Origin of the sequence: Pelovirga terrestris, assembly GCF_014773365.1 — a bacterium.
GTDB classification, from domain to species: Bacteria; Desulfobacterota; Desulfuromonadia; order Desulfuromonadales; family Geopsychrobacteraceae; genus Pelovirga; species Pelovirga terrestris.
The window spans coordinates 133,123-152,481 of record NZ_JACWUN010000004.1; the positions used below are offsets into that span (position 1 = coordinate 133,123).

General features: G+C 55.5%; 14 protein-coding genes. All 14 read right to left on the reverse strand.

Going from position 1 to position 19,359, the window contains the following annotated elements:
- Positions 1–56: 56 nt before the first annotated feature.
- Positions 57–518 (reverse strand): gamma-glutamylcyclotransferase family protein, encoded by a 462-nt coding sequence (locus ICT70_RS04955; protein ID WP_191154288.1) that lies wholly within the window; start codon positions 516–518, stop codon positions 57–59.
- A complete protein-coding gene (locus tag ICT70_RS04960; protein ID WP_191154289.1) occupies positions 503–1,498 on the reverse strand; it encodes an amidoligase family protein in 996 nt (331 codons plus the stop codon). The genes ICT70_RS04955 and ICT70_RS04960 overlap by 16 nt, the downstream gene beginning before the upstream one ends.
- Positions 1,499–1,528: 30 nt before the next feature.
- A complete protein-coding gene (locus tag ICT70_RS15235; RefSeq protein WP_420488573.1) occupies positions 1,529–1,768 on the reverse strand; it encodes a 4Fe-4S binding protein in 240 nt (79 codons plus the stop codon).
- A gap of 73 nt (positions 1,769–1,841) precedes the next feature.
- Complete coding sequence (locus ICT70_RS04970; RefSeq protein WP_191154291.1) at positions 1,842–2,987, reverse strand: acyl-CoA dehydrogenase; 1,146 nt, start codon at positions 2,985–2,987, stop codon at positions 1,842–1,844.
- Positions 2,988–3,018: 31 nt separating this feature from the next.
- A complete protein-coding gene (locus tag ICT70_RS04975; protein WP_191154292.1) occupies positions 3,019–3,798 on the reverse strand; it encodes an enoyl-CoA hydratase in 780 nt (259 codons plus the stop codon).
- A 106-nt stretch (positions 3,799–3,904) separates the two neighbouring features.
- The gene (locus ICT70_RS04980) at positions 3,905–4,849 is read right to left on the reverse strand and encodes an MBL fold metallo-hydrolase (protein WP_191154293.1); all 945 of its coding nucleotides are present in this window, start codon (positions 4,847–4,849) and stop codon (positions 3,905–3,907) included.
- 8 nt (positions 4,850–4,857) lie between these two features.
- Positions 4,858–6,639, reverse strand: a complete 1,782-nt coding sequence (locus ICT70_RS04985; protein ID WP_337906678.1) for an acyl-CoA dehydrogenase family protein — start codon at positions 6,637–6,639, stop codon at positions 4,858–4,860.
- Between the two features lie 88 nt (positions 6,640–6,727).
- Positions 6,728–7,900, reverse strand: a complete 1,173-nt coding sequence (locus ICT70_RS04990; protein WP_191154294.1) for an acetyl-CoA C-acyltransferase — start codon at positions 7,898–7,900, stop codon at positions 6,728–6,730.
- A 65-nt stretch (positions 7,901–7,965) separates the two neighbouring features.
- The gene (locus tag ICT70_RS04995; protein ID WP_191154295.1) at positions 7,966–10,353 is read right to left on the reverse strand and encodes a 3-hydroxyacyl-CoA dehydrogenase/enoyl-CoA hydratase family protein; all 2,388 of its coding nucleotides are present in this window, start codon (positions 10,351–10,353) and stop codon (positions 7,966–7,968) included.
- Positions 10,350–12,185, reverse strand: coding sequence for an AMP-dependent synthetase/ligase (locus ICT70_RS05000; RefSeq protein WP_191154296.1), 1,836 nt, complete (start codon positions 12,183–12,185; stop codon positions 10,350–10,352). The genes ICT70_RS04995 and ICT70_RS05000 overlap by 4 nt, the downstream gene beginning before the upstream one ends.
- 149 nt (positions 12,186–12,334) lie before the next feature.
- Entirely contained in the window at positions 12,335–14,671 is a 2,337-nt protein-coding gene (locus ICT70_RS05005; RefSeq protein ID WP_191154297.1) for an efflux RND transporter permease subunit, read from the reverse strand.
- Positions 14,672–14,695: 24 nt separating this feature from the next.
- Entirely contained in the window at positions 14,696–15,655 is a 960-nt protein-coding gene (locus ICT70_RS05010) for a YCF48-related protein (RefSeq protein WP_191154298.1), read from the reverse strand.
- A 133-nt stretch (positions 15,656–15,788) separates the two neighbouring features.
- Positions 15,789–17,150: a DUF1329 domain-containing protein gene (locus tag ICT70_RS05015; protein ID WP_191154299.1), complete on the reverse strand. Its 1,362-nt coding sequence runs from the start codon at positions 17,148–17,150 to the stop codon at positions 15,789–15,791.
- 158 nt (positions 17,151–17,308) lie between these two features.
- Positions 17,309–19,264 carry a DUF1302 domain-containing protein gene (locus ICT70_RS05020; protein WP_191154300.1) on the reverse strand — a complete coding sequence of 652 codons (1,956 nt, stop codon included), beginning with the start codon at positions 19,262–19,264 and terminating at the stop codon, positions 17,309–17,311.
- Between the last annotated feature and the right edge of the window lie 95 nt (positions 19,265–19,359).

A 19,359-nucleotide genomic window follows, 5' to 3' on the forward strand; every position in this document is an offset into this window, starting at 1 on the left:
TTAACCCGAAAGCGGCAGGAAATCTGAGCGCTATCTGCGGTCCCAGGTCTGCTCCCTTATAGCCGTTGATAAACCCATGCGGGTTGGCCGTCCGCCAGGGTTAATTGGAGGCGATGGTAGCGTTCTCCCAGCCGTTCATAGCGATCGAGACGTCGCAGCCCTTGTGGGGTTACGCTAAAGACCACTCCTTTGGTTTTCGCCGATCCAACTTCAGTAATATCAAGTCCCAGTTTGCGGTAACCGGGCAGATGTGCCGGGGTTGAGTCCGTCAGTTCGCGGGTAATGAGCAGGCGCACCAGCGGATTACGCAGGGTACCGTAGGCAAAAACTCGCTGTTCACCGGCGTCTATTTCAACAACAGTGGAGTTGGGCGGAGAATAATTGAACGGGCTGACGAAGGTCCACCACCCCCAGGTGCCGATGGCCAGGAGCAGGAGCAGGAGTATCATGCCAAGGCGCGTCAGCAATCTGCGCCGGCTCGATGAGCGAGGAGCGGTTCTACTTAGGGGGCCAGCCATTTATTTTCCAATTCGCTGCGCCAATCGCCGAACCAGCGCCGTAATGGATTGCGTTGTAACTGTTGAAAGCGTTCACAGCAGGCAGTGAGTCGCTGTGTATCCGCTGCTAATTCTTCTATTCTGACCCAGTCGTTCCAGGAAAGATGAAGGCCCCAGTCAGCTTTATGGATATCGCAATTGGGCAGGCGATAGTGAAAGGTCGGCCGTGGTTTGATCAGCTCATCAGCGGTGACATGACGCACCCGTTGTTCATCAAGATGGAGAAACAGGGGAAGCATGTCCAGAGCGCGATTGCGGGTCGGATTATGATGCAGGTAGTCGTCGATCAGGGTGTCCATGTCAGGCTGGTACATAGGATCGACCACTTTGAGAATGTATTGGTTGGGAAAAGGGTCAACGTAGCTGGTGATGCGGCGGGTGAGGTCAACGGCAACCCGCTCGACAATCCAGTCGTAACAGCAGAGAAAGGCTTTGAAAATCGCTCCGATGATCGCTGGATCAGCGGCAGGTATCTCCGGGTTTAACTGCATGCCGAAGGCATTAACAATATGATCGGAGGTGCCCTTGGCTCCTGTCGCGCGCAGTTCAGCAATGAGATCTTCTACCTGCGGTAGCCGGTCAAAGGGCAGCGGTGGGGAAACAATTTCCATCGGTACAATGCTCTCGGCGGCCCAGGCAATGGCCTCTTCAACCGATTTTTCAAGGCCTCCTTCCAGGGTGCTGGAATCGCGGGTTTCACGCCCCATTTTTTTGAGCAGATTAAAATCAAGTTCAACCACCCAGTCGCCGGCAGCGTCACCACGCAGGATGCGAGCATAGCGGCCATCAGTTTCGATCTCCAGGTGTAAAAAGTCGGCGACCGTTGTCGCCAACTGCTCGAGGGTGAGACCACTCATCTCCAGCTCGATGCCCACCCGGCGCGGTTTGCCCTCAGGATTTTTATGCCATGGGGGCATTCTTAGAACCTGTGGATACTCCATTTTTGGCTTCTCCAGCGATGACAAGCTTTGTTACTTCAGAGTGAGATTGATGGCATTCAAGGGGCACTGATCGATGCAGCCCCCGCAATTGCAGCAGAGACAGGGGTCTACAACAGCTCGTTTTTTACCCCGTCCCCGGGGCTGGTCGGTAAGCAGGGTCAGGGCAGCAAAAGGGCACGCGCTAACGCACGCACCGCAGCCGCTGCAGCGCTCACTGATGATAACGGCCATGGCAAGGGCTCCTGTTACGGCACTCCTTCTGCGAGACATTATGCAGAAAAGCCGGCCAAAGGAAAAGGGGGAGGTCGGGGAGATTGCAGGGGCAATGTCCCTCTGAGAACCCTTAGCGCATCAGCGCTGAACCGATGACCAGGCGGTGGATTTCATTGGTGCCTTCGTAGATCTGGGTGATTTTGGCGTCGCGCATCATCCGTTCTAGCGGAAAGTCCCGGGTATAGCCGTAGCCACCAAGCACCTGAACCGCTTCGGTCGTGACGCGCATGGCGACATCGGCGGCAAACATCTTGGCCATCGCTGCCTGTTGCCCATAGGCCAGGCCACTGCCGGCGCGCCAGGCGGCTTGATAGACCAGTAGCCGCGCCGCTTCAATCTCCGTTGCCATGTCAGCAAGCTTGAATAAAACCCCCTGAAAATGATGGATGGCCTGATCGAATTGCTTGCGCTCTTTGGCGTAGCTGGTCGCTGCTTCGAAGGCTCCCTGGGCAATGCCCAATGCCTGGGCGGCGATGCCGATTCGCCCGCCGTCGAGGGTCTTCATCGCAATCTTGAACCCTTGTCCTTCTTCGCCCAGCAGGTTGCCGGTCGGAATCCGGCAGCTGTCAAATACCAGTTCCATGGTGGGGGAAGAACAAATCCCCATTTTTCTTTCTTTTTTGCCGAAGGAAAACCCGGGGGTATTTTTCTCGACGATAAAGGCGCTGATTCCCCGATGTTTCTCGGCGGTTTTATCGCTGCGCGCCAGAACAATGTAGGTCTCGGCGTCACCACCATTGGTAATGAAGTTCTTGCTGCCGTTCAGTACCCAGGTATCGCCGTCTTTGACAGCGGTGGTTTTGGTGCCTCCGGCATCAGAGCCGGCACCGCTCTCGGTCAGACCAAAAGCACCGAGGGTGCGCCCTTCGGCCAGGGGTTTGAGAAAGCACTGTTTCTGCTCTTCGGTGCCGAACAGAAAGAGGGGATTGGCGCCGAGGGAAAGGTGCGCTGACAAGGTGACGCCGGTTGACGCGCAGACCCGCGACAGTTCCTCCACCGCAATGGCGTAGCTGATGTAGTCGGCACCAGCCCCACCATACTCTTCCGGAAAAATAATCCCGGTCAAACCAAGCTCGGCCAATCGATTAAACATCAACGCCCGATCAAAGCGCTCCTGTTCATCCCGCTCAGCGGCAGAAGGAGCCAGTTCCGCTTCGGAGAAGTCCCGTACCATCTGGCGCATCAATTTATGTTCGTCGGTCAGCTCAAAGATCATGGTCGTCTCCTGTCGTTATTCGCATGGATATTTATGAGAATTGCGAAAAATCCGCCTTACGCCTCTGGAGAAAGGCGCTGATGGCTTCCTGTGCTTCCGGTTTGGCGAGCTGCTGCAGAAACAGCGCTCCTTCTTTGCGCATGACGTTGGCAATCGGTTCCTGCTGCTGCTCCTTGAGCAAGGATTTAGTCAGTCGCACAGCCTCTGGAGGCTGGGCTGCCAGCCGTGTTGCTTTGGCGAGAACCTGATCTTCCAGGGTCGCAGAGTCGAAGAGCTGATTGATCAAGCCGTATTCCAGGGCTGTTGCTGCATCGACCATTTCACCCAGCAGCAACATGTCTGCCGCCCGCTGCGGGCCGATCCGGCGTGGCAGCAGATAGCTGGAAGCCGCCTCCGGGCACAGGCCCAGGTTGACGAAGGGTAATTGAAAGCGCGCCGTCTCGTCGGCGTAAACCAGATCACAATGCAGCAGCATGGTGGTGCCGATGCCGACCGCTGGACCACTGACCATGGCCAGCAAGGGTTTGGTTGTCTGGCTGATCGTCCGCAGGAAACGAAACACCGGACTGTTTTCCCCCTGCGGCGGGTGTTTAGCAAAATCAGACAGGTCATTGCCGCTGGTGAAGCAACTGGCCGTGCCGTGCAGCAGAATGACCCGTACCTGTCGATCCTGTTCGGTGGCCTCCAGCGCAGTACTCATGGCGTCATACATTGCCATAGTCAGGGCGTTACGTTTCTCCGGGCGCGCAATCCCGATCCGCAGAATTTTATCACTGACTTCGGTGGTGATAAGAGAACTGTCGTTTGTCATGGGTCATCCGTTCCGATAAAAATTCAAGTAAGCTTCTGATTTGAAAGGCAGCTACGTGATACTGCGGCCGCCACCGACAACCAGGACCTGCTGCGGTTTTTTAACGTCAGGGTGCCAGTGCCGCGTGGTAGAGATCCGAAACCGTCGAAAACAGACCGATGGTCTCCAGTGCCCGGCGCAGCGCATCGGGTTGAGCAAGAAAGTCACGGATAAAAACCAGCTCCGAGGCTTTCAGGTAAACGGCGAATGGTGGACATGGTTTGCCGGCAAGGAGTTCCTGAGCGACTTCGGCGACGGAACGCGCCGGGTCGATCTGCTTGACCTTCGCGCCGCGCTCCAGCAGTTTGGTAACGTAAAAAATGATATTGGTATCGACACTTTCGATGGAATAACGATGGCCAGGCAGAATGGTCTTGTCGCGCAGTCCGGCCAGTTTAAGCAAGGTGGCACAATAGGCGTCGTAATTGCGGAAACGTTCACCGCTGAGCAGATCGACATCGAGCAGTGGTGACTGAAATATTCCGCGCAGCAGCACATCACCGGTGACGGCCCAGGTGGCGCCGGCCAGAACCAGATCGCTCTGGGAATGCCCCGGACAGGAGGTCACCTCAATGCCAAGATGGGGGGGCAGGTCGTCCTCAATGATGCGGTAGCGGGTCGGCAGAGTGGGAAATACCGAACCGTCTTCCATGCTGGCCGCAAAACGGCTGAGGAATTCGTTGCTGAAGCCAAAAAACTGCAGCAGCTCGTACATTAATTGCAGTCGTTGTTCGTGCCGCTCGATTTTCAGGCTGTCACGAAACGGCAGATAGATGGTTGCATCGGTCTTCTGCTCCAGCCAGTGGGCCAGCCCGTAATGATCAATATGACAGTGGCTGATAATGACATGGCGCAGGTGCTTCAGATCGAGGTGCCGCTGCAGATAGTTCCGGGCTTCCGGTGTTGGCGGCCCGGTATCAAACAGCACCGGATCATCTCCGATGGTTGCTGTATAACAATGAACCGGGCCAACCAGATAGGGGGTTTTCAGGGTATGCTGTTGCGGCACCATCTGCTGACTCAAAACAGATATTTTTCAGCGTCAATAGCGGCCTTTGCAAGAGTCCGTTTGGCACTGAGCAGGCCACCGGCATCGTATTTGGTAAAACGCCGCACGCCGGACAGGATCATGGTCAGGGTGTCCCCCTCTTCGACAAAATAGGCCGCTTTACGGGCGGCGCTGGCCGCCTCCTCAGTGGCATTGAAGGTGAAAACTTTAACCGCTGCAGCCAGCTGTTCCCGGCGTGCTTGACTTAAGCCCGCGCTGATCTTTTCGGCACGCAGAACGGCACTTTCGATGGCAAAAATCTGAATGATGATATCCGCGGCCGCGATCAGGATTTCCTGTTCATCGGAAATTTTTTCCATAAATTTCTGAACGGCGGCACCTGCTAAAATAAGGAATAAAGTCTTCAGATTCTGGATGGTGACTTTTTCTGTGGCGAAGGGAATGCTGGTGTCGATCTCTTCGAAGGAGGGTGTCATCAGTGCTTCGAAGGCTTTCATTGCTTCACTCTGCAGGGGCAATTCCCCTTTCATGGAGCGGCGCAGAATCATCCCGGTAATCAGCAGACGATTGATCTCGTTGGTGCCTTCAAAAATCCGGTTGATCCGCTCATCGCGGTAGTAGCGCTCGGCTGGATACTCGCTGCAGAAACCGTAACCGCCATGGATCTGCACCACTTCATCGACAGTTTTAGCCAGAACATCGCTGCAGAACACCTTCGAAATACCACACTCGGCGGCGTATTCTTCGATGGCTTTCTGATACTGTTCGTAATAATCGGGAATCCCTTTTTCGATGGTGGCCAGCTTGTCGTCAAGCAATCCGGCCAGACGGTAAACCAGTGACTCGGAGGCATAGATGGCTGCACTGAGATCGGCAATCTTCTCCTGAATAGCACCAAAGGCGGAAATCGGCCGGCCGAACTGCTTGCGTTCGTTGGCATAGCGGAGTCCTTCTCCAAGGGCCATTTTGGCCGCACCAGTCACACAGGCGCCGAGCTTGAAGCGGCCGACATTCAGGACGTTGAAGGCAATTTTATGGCCTTTGCCGATGTCACCCAGGACGTTCTCCACCGGCACCCGGCAGTTGTCGAGAATGATCTGGGTGGTTGAGCTGCCCTTGATCCCCATTTTTTTCTCTTCATTGCCGACGATCAGACCGGGGAAGCTTTTTTCCACCAGAAAAGCGGTAAAATGCTCTTTGTCGATTTTTGCAAAGACGGTGAACAGTTCGGCAAACCCCCCATTGGTGATGTATTGCTTGGTGCCGTTGAGCAGGTAATGGCTGCCGTCTGCGCTTAAGGTGGCGCTGGTCTGGGCGCTCAAGGCATCGCTGCCGGACCCGGGTTCGGTCAGGCAATAGGCAGAACACCATTCTCCGCTGATGATCTTTTCCAGGTATTTCTCTTTTTGCTGGGCCGTACCGTAATAGATTAACGGCAGAGTGCCGATGCCGGTGTGGGCAGCAAAAGCGACGGAGAAGGAACCGCTGGTGGAGATCTTTTCACCGACCAGCATACTTGACGCTTTGTCCAGTTCCAGGCCGCCATCCTCCTCGGCGGCATCCATCATCAGCAGACCGAGTTCACCACACTTGCGCATGCCCGCGACAACATGGGAAAAATCCTGATTTTCAATCTCTTCATGGTGAGGCAGAATTTCCTCGGTGACAAACTTCTCCGTCGTTTCCGCGAAAGCGCGTTGCTCGTCACTAAAATCCTCCGGGGTAAAAACATCCTGGCATATTGTCTCCTCAATGAGAAAATCTCCGCCCTTCCTGATCTTTCCAGCCATCATAAGTACCTCGCAAATATAATTATAAAGTGATGTTGATTAACCTTAAGTTTCCGGAGGTTCCGGCCGGACGCAAACTTAGCAGCAGAATCTAGATTTTCTCGAAGATTCCTGCCGCCCCCATGCCGCCCCCGATGCACATGGAGACCATGCCATAATGGCTGTCGCGGCGTTGCATCTCATGCAGCAAGGTGGCGGTCAGTTTGGCGCCGGTGCAACCTAAGGGGTGTCCCAGAGCGATGGCGCCGCCATTGACGTTGATCAGCGCCGGATTCAGATCGAGTTCCTGGATGACGGCCAGGGACTGGGCGGCGAAGGCCTCGTTGAGTTCGATCAGACCAATGTCGCTGTGTTTCAGCCCGGCCATCTTGAGTGCGGCCGGGATCGCCTCGACCGGACCGATCCCCATGATCTCCGGGGGGACCCCTTTGACCGCAAAGCTGACAAAGCGTGCCAGTGGCTTGGCGCTGATACTGTGAAGGAATTCTTCCGACACAACCAGCACCGCCGCCGCGCCATCGGTCATCTGTGAGCTGTTTCCGGCAGTGACCGTGCCATTCAGTTTGAAGGCGGGGGTCAGTTTGGCAAGGCCCTCAAGGCTGGTGTCGGCGCGCACACCATCATCAATGCTGATCAGTTTTCGATGTTTCTGGAGGTTGTTGTTGATAATAAGGGTTTCTTCCACTTCGACCGGGATGATTTCATCCTTGAATCGGTCGGCAGCAATTGCTGCAGCCGCTTTCTGGTGGCTGCCGACGGCAAAAAGATCCTGTTGCTCACGGTTGATGGCATATTTGTCGGCCACCAGTTCGGCGGTGATCCCCATGGAGGCGTAGCTTTCCGGCCAGGTGGCAGCCAGTCCGGGGTTGGCACTGTATTTATTGCCCCCCATCGGAACTACGGTCATCGATTCGGCGCCGCCGGCAACAATGCAGTCAGCAAAACCGGCGATAATCCGTTCGGCCGCAGTGGCGATGGTCTGCAGTCCGGAGGAACAGAAGCGGTTGATGGTCTGGGCCGGCACCTGGTAGGGGAGACCGGCTTTCAACGCTGCGATGCGGGCAAAGTTCATCCCCTGTTCCGCTTCCGGGAAGGCGCAACCGATCAGGACATCGTCAATGCTCATGGGGTCGATCCCGGTGTGTTCGATCAGCCCCTTGATGGCGGCGGCGGCCAGATCGTCCGGGCGCATATCCTTGAAACCACCCTTTTTCGCCCGGCAGCCTGGAGTCCGGTAGGCAGCGAGTATATATGCTGTTTTCATGATGATTTTCCTCCATATAGATCCGTAAGGGCGTGGTGTATCGTGCCCCTGCCAGCGGGTTCTGATTAATTACGCAGCGGCTTCCCTTTTTTCAGCATGTGCTGTATCCGCTCGGCGGTTTTCTTGTTGCCGCAGAGTTTGAGGAACGCCTGACGTTCCAGTTGCAGCAGGTAGTCCTCGGAAATCAAGGTGCCGGCGGCAACATCACCGCCACAGATGACATCTGCGATGATGCCGCCGATCTCTTTTTCGTAGGGGGTGACATAGCCTCCCTGTTCCATATTCCAGAGGCTGGTTTTGATGCTGGCCGCGATATTGCGCCCCGGTGCCGGAATATTTTCCAGCGACTTCTGTGGCCGGTAGTTAACGGCCAGGCCGAGCACCTTCTGTTTGGCATCAGTAATCAGGCGGTCGATATCCATGCTGATGCTGTCACCCCGGCGCATGTAGTTCAGTCCATACATTTCAGCCGCGCCCATTGATACGGTGGCCATGCCGATCTGCTTGAAGTGCTTGAAGATAAAGGGGGTCGGGTCAATCTCGTAGGCTTGCGCCAGCTCAACCGCACGCAGGCACATTTCCTTGGTCCCGCCCCCCGCCGGGATCAGACCAACGCCGATCTCCACTAGTCCCATGTAGGTTTCCGCATAGGCATTGATGGCATCGGCGTGGAGGCTGAATTCACAACCGCCGCCGAGGGTCATACCGAAAGGTGCGGCGACCACCGGCACCTCGGAATATTTGACCGCCATGGTGGCCTTCTGGAAGGCGCGAATCATCATGTCGATGTCCTCATAGGCGCCTTCCGCCATCGCCACGGCCAGCAGCATCAGGTTGGCGCCGACAGAAAAGTTGGCCCCCTGATTGCCGATGACCAGCCCGATACCCTCTGTTTCTGCGCGCTTGATCGCTTTGTGGGTCATCGCCAGGATATCGCCGCTGATGGCGTTCATCTTGGAGTGAAATTCAAACCCGAAGACCCCGTCGCCCAGGTCGAGCAACGAGCAATTGGCATTTTTCTCAACCACACCACTGCTTTTTTTCAGAATCTGCAGGTTGATCTCGCCCGGTTTTAAGGGGACGGGGCGATATTCTCCGCTGGTCAGATCAAAATACTCTTTCTGCCCTGCGTCGTTGAACCGGTAAAAGGAGGCAACGTTCTTCAACACTGCGGGCACCGCCATGCCTTCCTGCTCAGCCCGCTTGACAAACGCGGCAACGCCAATGGCGTCAAGCATTTCAAAGGGGCCGATCTCCCAGTTGAAGCCCCATTTCATGGCGTTATCGATGTTGAGTACGTCGTCAGCAATTTCCGGAATCCGGTTGACCGTGTAGATCAGGGTGTCGCGCAGGGTCTTCCAGGCGTATTCGGCCGCCTTGTCCTGTCCGGTCACCACCATCTTGATCTTCTGCGCCGGATCATCGACCATGTTGACCGCTGTAATCGAAGCAAATTTCGGTTTCTGCGCCGGCTTGAATTCACCACTGGTGTAGTCGTAGTAGAGGATCTGACGCTGTCCTTCGACCTGCTGTTTTTTGTAGAATCCCGCCTTGCTCTTGTTGCCGAGCAGGCCCTTGTCGATCATCTGCTGCATGAACTCAGGGACAACGAAGGTGTCCCGCTGTTCGTCGTCTTTGAGCAGTTCGTAGGAGTTTTTACAGATGTGCGCCAGGGTGTCGATGCCGACCAGGTCAACGGTCCGAAAAGCAGCGGACTTAGGGCGCGCTGTAGCCGGTCCGGCAATGGCATCAACCTCTTCGACGGTCATCCCCATGGCCAACATGTGCTCGATTCCTTTGAAGATGGCGTACACACCGATCCGGTTGGCAATAAAGTTGGGTGTGTCTTTGGCGTAGACGATCCCTTTACCGAGGCGGCGGCTGATGAAGTCTGCCATGCCGGCCACGACCGCGGGGTCGGTTTCCCGGCAGGGGACAATTTCCAGCAGGCGCATGTAACGGGGCGGGTTGAAAAAATGGGTAATCAGAAAGTTTTTACGGACCTCGGGGGGCAACACCTGCGCCATCTCGTTGATCGACAAGCCGCTGGTGTTGGAGGAGAGGATCGCTCCCGGTGCCAGATGCGGGATCAGTTTTTCGAACAACTGTTTTTTGATCGGCAGATGCTCGATGACAACCTCAATCACCCAATCGCAATGGTTGAGCTGTGACAGATCATCCTCCAGATTACCAATGCTGATCCGGTCGGCGTAGGTCGACAGGTAGAAGGGGGCCGGTTTCATTTTCGTTAATCCCGCCAGGCCGTCACGGGTGATCCGGTTGCGCACCTGTGGACTTTCCAGAGTCAGGCCCTGGGCCTGTTCATCAGCATTCGGTTCTTTGGGAATGATGTCAAGGAGCAGCACATCGAGTCCGGCGTTGGCCAGATGCGCAGCAATGGTGGCTCCCATGACTCCGGCGCCTAACACGGCGACGCGTTTGATCTGTCTCATTTTTCACCTCCGTTGGTCAGATAGAGTTGGTCTATCTGATCTTTGTGTATGGCGTAGATTTCCTTACGTTTCTGTTTCATGGTCGGGGTCAGCTCGCCGCCTTCAATGGAAAACTCCCGCGGTAGCAGGGCAAATTTTTTAATCGTTTGATAGGAGGGTTGGGACTGGTTGAACAGCTCAACCCGCTCCTTGAACAGTTCCAGAACCCGTCGGTTGGTGACCAGTTCGTCAACGGCCAGATAGTCAAGTTTCTCCCGCTGTGCCAGTTCGATCAGCCGCTCCAGGCTCGGTGTCAGCAGTGCCACCAGATAAGGCTTGGCGTCGCCGTAAACAAAAGCCTGGGAAATATATTTATCCAACTTCAGGGCATTTTCCAGCGGCTGAGGAGGGATGTTCTTGCCGGCAGCGGTTATGATGATCTCTTTTTTTCGGTCGACGATGGTGACGAACCCCTGTTCATCAATGGTGGCAATATCACCACTTTTAAACCAGCCGTCATCCATGGCTGCAGCCGTCGTCTTGTCATCTTTATAGTAGCCCTGCATCACCTGTGGCCCCTTGATCAGCAGCTCGCCATCCTCAGCCAGTTTCAGCTGTGTCCCTTCCAACGGGATTCCGACCGAACCGAAGCGCAGATGCCGGCGATTATTCAGGGTGACCGCCGGACTGGTTTCGGTCAACCCGTAGCCCTCAAAGACCGGCAGGCCGATAACCCACATAAATTCATTAACGGTTTTGTCCAGAGGTGCGCCGCCGCAGATGAACGAGCGCAGGTTCCCGCCGAATTTTGCGCGGATTTTGCTGAACACCAGTTTGTCATAGATCCGGTACTTCAGCCCCAGCAGCCCCACCGGCTGATTGTCAAGGTAGCGTCTGCGTACATATTCGCGCCCGATGTCAACGGCGCGGTGGAATAACTGTCGTTTTAGAGATGAACTCTGATGGACGCTTTCGTAGATCCGTGAATGAATCTTTTCAAATAAGCGCGGCACGCTGACGATGAAGGTTGGTTTGATTTCAATGATATTTTCAAGGACGGTGTTGACGCTCTCGGCAAAGGCGATGTGGCTACCGAGCAGCAAGGCGCTGTGGTAGCCGGCTGTACGCTCAAGAACATGACTTAAGGGGAGGAAACTGAGAAAGATATCGTCCGGGTTGATTCCACCAAGATGCTCATGACCGATGGTGGCATTGATGAGCAAATTATACTGACTCAGCATCACCCCTTTGGGTTCGCCGGTGGTGCCCGACGTGTAGATTACTGTGGCCAGATGATCGGGAGCAATCGATTCTATATTTTTTTCGATCTGTGCTTTCTCGTCAGAGGTCAGGGGGTGGGAAACTTCGGAAAGTTGATTGAGGGTATAGACCGGCAGTTTGAGATCACCGAGAAAACGTTCGAAAGAAACAACCAGTTCGACCTGGGGCAGTTGATCGCGGACACCCAGCAGCTTTTCGTACTGCTGGCGTCCTGAGACAAAGACGATTTTTGCGGCGCAGTGGTTAATGATGTAAGCAGCTTGGGCGCCGGTATTGGTGGCGTAGATCGGCACGCTGGCGCCCCCGGCGGTTTGAATACCGAAATCGGCGATGGCCCAACCAATGCGATTTTCGGAGAAAATTACGACATTGTCGCCCAACTGCATCCCGGCTTTGCGCAGTCCGCGAGCTGTCATCAGCACCCTGAGGTAGAATTGCTGGTAGTTCAGCGTGATATAGCTGCCGCTACGTTTATAGCTGAGGGCCGGTCGGTCGGCGTGTTGCTCAGCGGTTCGGCGCAACATCTGCGGCAACGATTGATAGGGACAGTTCGGATGTGGTGTGCTGGGCATGATCTGAGCTTCTCCCTGGCGCTGTACCGCTGCGCAGATACCAATCAGTTAGTGTCGTATGACTCAGTTATATCTAACCTTAACGTTCACGTCAAATTAAAAATAAAACGATTTTCTATCGTTATCTATTAGTCGTTGTGGTCCTGTCGTCAGGGTTGCGGTTGTTCGGGTTTGTTTTTGGGTAGCAGCAAGCAGGCTAGTGCCGGCAGCAGTAGAATCGCGCCAAGCATATTGACCAGGAACATGAAGGTCAAAAGAATGCCCATGTCAGCCTGAAATTTAAGAGGCGAAAAGATCCAGGTGGCGACGCCGATAGCGAGAGTGGCACCAGTAAATACAACACCGTTTCCGGTCACTGCCAGGGTGTGCAGATACGCCTGTTGCAGGGGCATTCCCTTGCTTAAGTTGCTGCGCAGTCGACTGAAAATGTAGATACCGTAATCCACGCCGACGCCGACCCCTAAGGCCACCACCGGCAAGGTAGAAACCTTCAGGCCGATTTCGAGGAGACTCATCAGGGCGTAAGCGAGCAGTGAGACCAGCCCGAGGGGCAGGACAATACAGAGAACCGCTCTGATCGAGCGGAACTGGATATAGCAAAGGAGGATGACGGCACCAAAGACATAGAGCAGAATGGGAAACTGGGCAGCTGAGACCTCTTCATTGGTCGCTGCCATGACGCCGACATTGCCGGTGGCCAGACGAAATGAGATGTTTTCGTAAGGGTGCTGGTTGCGGTAGCTTTTAACCTCTGCGACGATCCGGTCAATGGTTTCGGCCTTATGGTCTTCAGTGAAGATCATGATCGGCATCACGCTGCAATCAGAGTTAAGCAGGCGGCTGCTGGTCGGCACATAACCCACCGCCTGCACCATGCTCGACTGATTGCGGGGCAGCACCCGCCATTTCAGGCTGCCTTCGTTCCAGCCGGAATAGATGGTTTTGGCGATTCCCGGCAGCCCGACCACCGACTGCACTCCGGGAACATTGTTCATGTGCCAGGCAAAACGGTCGACGGCGGACATAATGTCATAGTCGATGCAGCCGTCCGCCTCGGTTTCGACAATCACCGACAGCAGATCAACGCCGATGGAAAAATGGGTGGTGATAACGTCACTGTCCATATTATAGCGCGAATCGGTACGCAGCTCAGGCACCCCGCGATGCATATCTCCGATCTTGACATCAGCGCCCTTCCAGGCTCCGAAAGCGAAAAGAACCAGCGCTACGCCAATGATGATGCGCGCCGGGCGCGGTTCAGCGGCTTGCTCAAAAAATCGCCATACCGGCTTGAGAACCTGGACCTGCTGATTGACCCGGCGGTGATAGCGATTACCGGTTCGGACATAGGAAAGCAGGATCGGCAGCAGGACCAGATTGGTCAGAATAATGGCAGCAACGCCCAGGCTGGCGGTGACTGCCATCTCCTGGATCACCTGGATTTCGATCAGACGGATAGTGATAAAGCCGATGGTGTCGCTGGCCAGGGCAACAAAACCGGGCAGCAGCAGTTGTCGAAAGCTGGCTTTGGCGGCATCGATCCGCTGGGCTCCGGCCCGAACTTCGGCGGTGTTGGCGGTAATCATCTGCACCGCATGGCTGACCCCGATGGCAAAAATCAGGAATGGGACCAGCAGCCCCATCGGGTCGATACCGTAGCCGAGAACCGGCAGCATGCCAAGTTGCCAGATCACTGCGGTTAGGGAGCAGGCCAGAGGAATCAGGGTGAGGATCACTGAACGGGTATAGAGAAACACCAGAACCGTGGTGATGATAAAGGCGATCAGAAAAAACAGGACGACCCGTTGAGCGCCATCAGCAATATCGCCGACTACTTTGGCAAAGCCGATGATGTGGACATCGATCCGGTCGCTCTGGTATGTCTCGCGGATCTTCTCTTCGAGCAGGGCAGAGGCGTGGATAAAGTCAAGCCGTTCGCCGCTGCCGGGATCAATTTCCAGCAGTTCAGCGCTGATCATGGCGCCGCTGAAATCATTGGCGACCAGGCGACCGACGATGCCGGCTTTCAGAATGTTTTCTCGAACCCGTTCCAACCCTTCCGCTGTCGGGGTAAAGTCAGCAGGAACCACATTGCCACCGGCAATGCCGTCTTCAACCACTTCGGTATAGCGGACGTTGGGGGTAAACAGGGAGCTGACCTGGGAACGGTCGACGCCGGGAATGAAAAAAACGTCATCAGTAGCCTGCTCAAGGGTTTCAAAAAAGTCGGCGGTAAAGATATCCCCTTCTTTAGCCATCAGGGCGATCATGACCCGGTTGGCACCGCCAAATTCCTGACCATGCTCAATGTAGGTCTGCATGTACTCATGTTCAAGGGGGAGCAGTTTGGCAAATCCGGCATCAATGCGTAGTTGGCTTAAGGATATCCCCATCAGGATGGTCATAATGAGGAAGAAGCCCAGGAGCAGAGGGCGATTGCCGAAAATCAAACCTTCCAGCAGGTTGGTGATCCGATCGCGTTTCATGATTTTCTCTCGTCGTAGCGACAGTTAGCGGAGCAGGGATTGTGGCAGCAGGGTCACACCAAAGTCGCCAACAGCAAGAACCCCGCCATCAGCTGTTTCCAGCAGTTTGCTGAATCCTTTGCGATCCGGATCCTGACGTACACTGTAGCTTTGCCCATGATCCTTACTGACCAGCAGCGTTCCGCTTAATCCTGCAATCAGTGAGGTGCCGTCCTTAAGCTGCAGCCCGGTGGTCAGACCCGCTTCGGTGTCGGTCGGCAGCTGCCGCCAGTTTTCGCCAAGGTTGTCAGAACGGAACAGATGGCCGCGCAGACCAAACAGCAGGAGGCTGGTATCCTTTAAAGGAAGGATGCCGAAAAATGAACCTGAATAGTCCGGGGTCAGTTCAATAAAGGTTTCACCCTGATCGTCAGAGCGATAGACGATGCCTGCTTCAGCTGCGATGAAAAGATGGTCCCCCACAGCGGCTATAGCATTAAGATGAAAATCATCCTCGCTGATCCAGCGTTGCTCCCAGGTCCTCCCACCATCATCAGTCTCAAGAAAAGTGCCGTAGGCGCCCAGGGCAAAGCCTCTGTTGATGTCGAGAAAAAACACCGACAGCAGTGGTGGTTGTTCATCGATGTCCTGATGTACCAGGTGCCAGTTCTGGCCACCATCAGTGGTTTTCAAAATAGTCAGGTCGTGACCGACTGCCCAGCCATGCTGTGGATCAATGAAGGTGATTGCGGTCAGGGTGGCTTGAGTCGGGACGATTATTTGCTGCCAGCTCTTGCCAAGGTCGGTACTGCGTAACAGGTGGCCGCGCTCACCAACAACGATCAGATCCTCACCCGCTCTTGCCGCACCCAGCAGCAGGGCTTCCGGTGCCAGGCGGGCAGCGACGGAATTATTGTCGGCACCGGCAGTGATCGGCACCATGATAAGGATCAGCAGACAAGTCAGGGCGACAATGTGATGTGATGTTTTGCTGCGGGGACACATAAGATACCTGCTATGTCGAGGACGATGGGAGATTACATGAATTGCCCGAAGGTGGGCCATAGGGGCGGGGTCGCCCCGCCCTGGTGTTGCCGTGACAGGGGCGACGCTCGCGTCGCCCCTGTCACGCTAATGATCAACGCCGTCCGGCGCGGCGCAAGGCCCCCTGAGAAAAGTCCTGCTCGCTCAAGGTCACGTCAAAGTTATAGGTCGTCGACTCATTGTCCATGCCGATGGCGAGGTAGCGCCCCGACTGCAGATCATAGTGAGCTTCCACCGTGGTCCAGTAGGTGGGGACATCATAATAGTTGATGCCGTGTCCTTCCGATACCCGCCAGAGTTGGTCGCGGTTGTCGTAGAGGTCGGCGGCGACAATCTGCCAGGAATCTTCATCAATATAGAAGGTACGTTGTTTATACAGATGACGCGACCCTTCACGCAGGGTTGCTTCAATCACCCAGACCCGATGCAGTTCGTAGCGCAGATGTTCCGGGTTCAGGTGCAGCGGGGTCAGCACGTCGGCATATTTAAGTTGATTGCTGTGAAGCTTATAGCTGTTGTAGGGAACGTACAGCTCTTTTTTGCCGACAAGTTTCCAGTCGTAGCGGTCGGGGGCGCCGTTGAACATGTCGAACTGGTCGGTGGTGCGCAGGCTGTCGGAGGCGGTGCCGGGGTTGTCGTAGGCGACATTGGGGGCGCGGCGGACGCGACGCTGACCGGGGTTGTAGACCCAGGCACTGCGTGGTTCGGCCACCTGGTCGAGGGTTTCATGAACCAGCAGCACCTCACCGGCCAGGCGGGCCGGAGCAGTGACCTCCTGGCGGAACATGAGGATGCGGTTGTTCATTTTTTCTTCGGTCATCCCTTCCTGGGAATAGACCAGGCTGAACATGTCCTCAAACTGGACCAGGGTGTAGGCACCGCCGCGGGTCATGGCCGCTTGCGCGATACTGCGGGTGGCAAAGTCCCCACGGTAGCGCAGCATGTGGTTCCACAACACTTCAATGCCGCTGGTGGGAAGCGGGAAAGGAATGCCGATGACGGTACCCTTGACGCCGTCGCCATTGTTGACCAGCTCGGCGGTCCGGGCAACCTGTTTGGTGGCATCATAGATGCGCTGCGGCACCGAAGCGCTACGGCGGGTCGGATACACATTCATCTTGAAGGTATCGTAGTTTTCCAGCAGCGCCTGATGGCCGACAGTCAGCTTGTCGCGATACTGATCAATATTGGCGGCGGTGATGGTAAATTGAATCTGGTCGTTGGCAAAGGGGTCAATATGGTGTTGGCCTTTGACATAACCGGCAGGTGGCGTAGTGATTCCCCCTTCCCAGGCGGGAATGGTACCGTCGGCGTTGCCGGCGCGTTCAGCGCCTAAGGGGGTCAGATCCTGCCCGAGGCGGGCGGCCTGTTCAGCAGTGATGGCGGCAAGGGAAAGTCCGGCGGTCGCTGTGACCAGCAGCACGGCGGCTATCAAGACGAATGCTTTTTTCAGCATGATGGTTGCTCCTTCAAATTAAGTTGTTTTGACTGGGGTGATCACAGATCCCATGTCAAGGGACGCTTTTCGTCGTCCATGACCGCTTGCTGTCGCCGTCCATGACGACAAACACCCTTGTCATGGGACCTGCGATCCCCCGATTACCCTGCTCGTTATCAGAAAAAGTACTTGATCTCAGCGGCCAGAAAGTCACGGTCGTTGATCAGATTGTAGCGCCCGGCGCCAAAAAAGTCGGTGTAGCTGATATCCGCAGACCACTTGTTCTGGTAGTTGGCACCGAGACCCAGGGTGATGGCTTTACGTCCCTCAACAAAGTTACCGCCAGGGCCGGGGGTGGTGCCGTTGACATCATGGGCCCAGGCGACTCGGGGCGACAGGGTGACGGCACCGATGGCGTTGTTGAAATCGAGCTTGGCCACCATGCGGTAGCCCCAGGAGGTGGCGTCGGCGAAGGCGGAGGAGGGTTCGGCGTCTTTCGGTTCTGGATTTGTTGCTGTCGGTCCGTGTGCTCCACCCGGCAGTGCTTGATCGGGGTTGCCGGAAACCGGGGTGCCGGGGCCATCGAAACGCAATGTGCTCTTGCTCGGCATGCCGTGGACATGGGTGAGGCCCACCTCACCCACCAGCGTGAACTGGCTGGCGCCGAGGGTTGGACCGAACAACTGGGTTGCGGTCATTTGGATTTGGCTGACGTCGAGGCGCTTGTAGCCATGGATAATGGTGTCTGTGCCGAACGTTCCAACTTGATTGTTGGCGTATGGTAGTCCAGGGTTGACCGCCTGAAGAGGTGAAAGAGCTGCCAATATCAACTCAATATCATCCATCTGGAGAGGGACGTCCTGGCGATAGGAATATTCACCCTGAAGGGCTGTACCGGTCGAATTTACTAGGGTGTTGAAACTAATACCGTACAGTTTGATGTCTTCCGGATACTCAATAAAGTAATTTGCTGTTTTGGCGTATTGGTGAATAGCAAGTGGAAGTGCTGAGCTAAAGGGCACACTATTTCCTACGAGCGTATCCAGCGTATTACCTGCGTCAACAATTCCTGCAGTGGTGCCGGTTTTAGCGCTGATTACCGGTAGCCGACTATGGTAGTTTATATAATAAAAACCAAACTCTGTATCGTTCAATTCCGGTGCAAAAAGACGCATGGCAAGCCCATACTGACCATCGTCTTTTGGTTTGTTGTCACGCATACGGGGGACAGATAAAAAATCGGGTTCGAATGAGTTTAAGCCCACTGCACCCAGTAATGCTGGTGGAAGGGGTAAGGTTGTTCCAAGATCCGAAATATCCCCCCACCCCAACATAACTTTATTGCCCCCCTCACCGGCAAAATCATTAGTGCTCCAGTAGCTGCCGGTGGGATCGATCTTGGTTTCTTCCCACTGGTACTGATAGAAACCCTCGAAGCTGATATTTTGTGTGGGGCTGATGGAGCCGGAAATCATGCCGACGGGAACCAGGCCCTCACGCAGTTCAGCCCCGGCGACCCGCAGTTTACTGACGTCGACGGGGTTGATGATGTTGATGCCGTTCTGAATGAAGGTGCTCTCCCCCCAACTTAACACCTGCTGACCGACGCGCAGCTGGGCCGGAGCGCTGGCGATATCGAAATCCCAGTTGAGGTAGGCGTCCAGCAGGGTGGCGTCCTTGCCGACCATATCCTTGGCGTCACTGCTCAATTCCGTGCGTTGGCGGCTGCCGTCGTTGTTTTCAAAGTCGTAAAAGGCGGTGCCGCGCACAAACAGGCCGAAATTACGCCAGTTCAGGGCCAGCTCACTGGTGATTTTGGCGGTATGGTTGATCAGGTCACCTTTGTCGTAGTTGAGGTTGCCGTCATCGAAGTTGACCGAATAGGCATTACCTTTGCCGGAGTTATACTGCCGATTAGCAACACCGATCAGGTCGGAATCGCGATCCTTCATGCGCCAGGCGGCGCCGTAGGAGAGGGTGGTGTCGAGGTTGCCGCTGACTTCATCGCCGAGGCTGAACTGGAAGGCGGCGGCGGGAGTGGCCATGCTGATCGGCAGCGCCAGCAGGGCGCAGACCAGTAGGACTTTGATGCGGTGAGCCAGAGGGGACTTGGACGCAGGTCGGCTGTTCATTCGGTTCCTCCTTGAATCGATAGTGCGTGGCAGGGGCGCATGAAAAACCCTTGAGAAGTTCCCATCTCTGACCCCATCCAGCAGATGGTGTCAGG